The organism is Neisseria sp. P0021.S006, from assembly GCF_051956895.1.
Map to the genome: position 1 here is coordinate 1 of NZ_JBQCWZ010001162.1, position 475 is coordinate 475.

At 45.9% G+C, this 475-nt stretch carries 1 pseudogene; it reads left to right on the forward strand.

Annotated elements, in window-relative coordinates:
• Window positions 1-221 precede the first annotated feature (221 nt).
• Window positions 222-475: pseudogene (locus tag ACTHUM_RS19260) on the forward strand (transcription elongation factor GreB); the annotation flags it as partial.

A 475-nucleotide genomic window follows, 5' to 3' on the forward strand; every position in this document is an offset into this window, starting at 1 on the left:
TTCAACGGTGTTTATCAAACCGGCGATATCGATGAAGTGTATCTAAACCGTCTCTCTACCGAAAGATCAGGTTGTGGCGGCTTGAAAGTTCATCCAAGCGAAATGGAACACAGCATCAGTATCAGCGATAGCGATGATGATGAATAAAGTAAATTGACTTACAATAAAGGCCGTCTGAAAATTAATGTTCAGACGGCCTTTAATTATGTTATAGACACATCATGAGTACCGAAACCAAAAATTACATCACACCTACCGGTTGGCAGGCACTGAAAGACGAACTTTATCATCTGGTCAACAAAGAGCGCCCGGAAATCGTCCAAATCGTTAACTGGGCAGCAAGCAATGGCGACCGCAGCGAAAATGGCGATTATCTTTACGGCAAACGCCGTATGCGCGAAATCGACCGCCGTATCCGCTTCCTAACTAAACGCTTGGAAGCTGCTGTCGTTGTCGACCCTGAAGCGCGTGAAGC